This is a genomic window from Thioclava sp. F36-7 (assembly GCF_002020075.1).
Classification (GTDB): Bacteria; Pseudomonadota; Alphaproteobacteria; order Rhodobacterales; family Rhodobacteraceae; genus Thioclava; species Thioclava sediminum.
On sequence record NZ_MPZR01000026.1, the window covers coordinates 1 to 2734 of the forward strand.

At 60.3% G+C, this 2734-nt stretch carries 3 protein-coding genes; 1 reads left to right on the forward strand and 2 read right to left on the reverse strand.

Going from position 1 to position 2734, the window contains the following annotated elements:
* Positions 1-582, forward strand: a 582-nt coding sequence (locus BMI89_RS20450; RefSeq protein ID WP_078572601.1) for an FTR1 family protein, incomplete at its 5' end; no start/stop codon positions are given.
* A 177-nt stretch (positions 583-759) separates the two neighbouring features.
* Here the strand turns inward: BMI89_RS20450 and BMI89_RS20455 are convergent.
* Positions 760-1365, reverse strand: coding sequence for a response regulator transcription factor (locus BMI89_RS20455; protein ID WP_078520049.1), 606 nt, complete (start codon positions 1363-1365; stop codon positions 760-762).
* Positions 1366-1416: 51 nt separating this feature from the next.
* Positions 1417-2574, reverse strand: coding sequence for a histidine kinase (locus BMI89_RS20460; protein WP_078572602.1), 1158 nt, complete (start codon positions 2572-2574; stop codon positions 1417-1419).
* Positions 2575-2734: the final 160 nt, after the last annotated feature.

Sequence of the window (2734 nt, forward strand, 5' to 3'; positions counted from 1 at the left end):
CTGATCGTGCAGATGGTGGTCTGGATGCGCGGCCATGGCCGCACGCTGAAACGCGACCTCGAGGCCGGGCTGAAAGCTGCCGCGATACGCCAAAGCTGGTGGGCGGTCTTCATCCTCGCGATGGCGGCGGTGGCACGCGAAGGCTCGGAAACGGTTGTCTTCCTCTACGGCTCGCTCGCGGCGGCGAAGCAGAGCGAGATGGCAGGGGTTCTCGCCTCGATCGCCGTGGGCGTGGCTGCCGCGGGGGCAAGCTATGCGGCGCTGCGGGCCGGGGCGCGTTTCATGCCGTGGCGTGGCTTCTTCCGTGTGTCCGAGGTCATGCTGCTGCTTCTGGGCGCGGCGCTTTTCACCACCGGTGTCGATGATCTCGTCTCGGCAGGCATCCTGCCCTTCGGCGCGCCGCTCTGGGATATGAGCGCGGTGCTCGATGACGGCGGCCGTCTTGGCGGGCTGATCTCGGCGCTGACTGGCTATCGCGCCGCGCCGGACGCTGCGACGCTGGGCGGCTGGATCGTCTACTGGGCCACGGTCGCAGGCATCCTGCGCTGGCAGAGCCGCAGCCTGCAGGCCCGTCTGGCCTGAAGCTCGTCCTTACAATTCAATTTTTTTGCCCCGGCCGGGATTATTCCCGCGCCGGGGTCGTCTTTCTCTCTTGCGCTAGCCAAACCCAAGAGGAGGCACATAGAAAACGCCCTCTGTTCAAGGTGTCGTTCTATCGATCATCGGGGATGAGTTCAGCTGACAAGAAAGCACCTAGTTTTATTGGCTTGAGCCCTCATCTTTTGGGAGGTGCCCGCCAGACGCGCAGACAATCAATTCTGCCCGACTGGCAACCCCGAATTTCTCCATCAAGCGCTCCTGATATGTCCTCACAGTGAACTGGGAAATCCCGAGCATCTTCGCGATTTCCTTGTGTGTCCGGCCCCGAAGCAGCCCGTCGAGCACATTGCGTTGCCGATCGCTCAGCATGACATCACTGTCAGGTCGAGCGGTATTGGTCTCGGGGTAAACCCGGTAGCCATGCGCGACCGCCTCAAGCATCTTCACCAGGTCGGTCGGTTGCGCGTTTTTCAGAACATATCCGCCAGCGCCAGCAGCCATCGCGGCCTCCATGTCTGAAGCGTCCTCGGACACGGTCAACATCAAGACCGGCGGGTCTCCACCGAGCGCTTTCAGTGCTTCGATGCCATCACCTTCGGGCATATGCAGATCCATGAGAACGATATCGGGCGTCAAATCCCGTGCCGACGCGACACCGCTTTCACCGTCTGCGCATTCCGCCACAACGCTGTGACCGTAGTCTTCTAACACGCGCCGTAGCCCGCTCCGGAAGATCGGATGATCATCGACGATGATTATGCGCATTTCTAGAACCGCCCCGTTTTCAAGTTAACATCAAACATAAAGCATTCAAAATCAGATCGATGGCAGCTTCACCTGCACTTCGGTTCCCGCATCGTCATGCGAAACTGAAAACCAGCCGTGCAACTCTTCGACCCTCTCGGCCATTATCTTCAGGCCGTGATGACCACTCGAAGATGTGCTCCCAGACGCAGGATCGCGGAATGTGCCGTCATCAAGAACCGTCAGCACGAGTTCGTCGTCGGCCTTGTTGAGTGAGACGGTGACCGTCCGGGCTCTGCCGTGTCGCACCGCGTTGGCGATAGCCTCCTGAAGAATGCGCCCAAGTTGCCATGCGGTTTCCGGCTCGAGGTCGATCGGTCCGGCGTGAAACGCAAGCTCGATACCACGGGTCTCGCTGGTCGCTCTCGCAATCCCCTCGAGGAAGTCCGTTGCGACCTCGGCATTTTCCGGTTTCCGGCGAAAGCCATCCACCGCCAAACGCGTGGCCTCGTAGGCATCAAGCGCGGCTTCGCGCAGTTGATGGCAGCGATCGACCGCGGTGGGGCGCCCCTCGGAGATCAGTGTTTCGAGATGACCAAGCTGCATGTGAACCGACGCGATCGATTGGCAAACCTCGTCGTGCAACTCACGCGCGATGCGCTGACGCTCAGCCCATAGAGCCTGCTGATACCCTTCGACGATACGCGTGAGAGTCGCACTGTGACCAGCAATCATCTGGACCAATGGCGGGTCCAGAGTCGCGGTGTCGATCTTTCTCCCGCCCGCAGATTGGAGCAGCAGCGCGCCATCTTGCGTGCCTTTGACACATACCGTCGCCCCGTCTTCGAAGGACCAGACGCCAATTGGGCGGGTAAAGACTTCATCGCTCACAGGATGTGTGCGGCCCTCCGTTGCCTGTAACTGCCATGTGTCCGCGTGGCGCAGATAAAGGCTCGCCCCGTCGGCTTCGGCAGCATCGCACATCACCCGTAACAAACGATGGGTCTGGCGCGGACCTATATCGGAAAAGCGCTCATGCCCCGGGTCAAGCGCGGAAAGTGCGTTGGCCTCGACCTGCCTGAGACGCCAGCGAAGCCGGAGCTCCGCTGAGAGGATGGAAAGACTGGTTTCATCAAAGCTGTCCCAATCCTCGGTGGAAACTGCGATCCTCCCCAAATCCGTATCGCCTTCGTGCAGTGTAAAGACGCGCTCTGAGCCATCTGCGGCCATATCACGACCGAACGAGCGTCCGACAACGACCACTTCGGGTCGGACGCCTGGCGGAGTCCAGATCAAGCGCAATCGATCGGCTCTGAGCTACCCCCTGAAATTCGGACACTGACATAAGCTACGATTTGCAGTCTGCTGATCTTCGACGAGAAGGAGATCA

What these genes read in the sequence shown, in the direction of transcription:
- BMI89_RS20455 (WP_078520049.1), bottom strand. Translation starts at nt 1,365, where the DNA reads ATGCGCATAATCATCGTCGATGATCATCCGATCTTCCGGAGCGGGCTA.
- BMI89_RS20460 (WP_078572602.1), bottom strand. Translation starts at nt 2,574, where the DNA reads ATGGCCGCAGATGGCTCAGAGCGCGTCTTTACACTGCACGAAGGCGAT.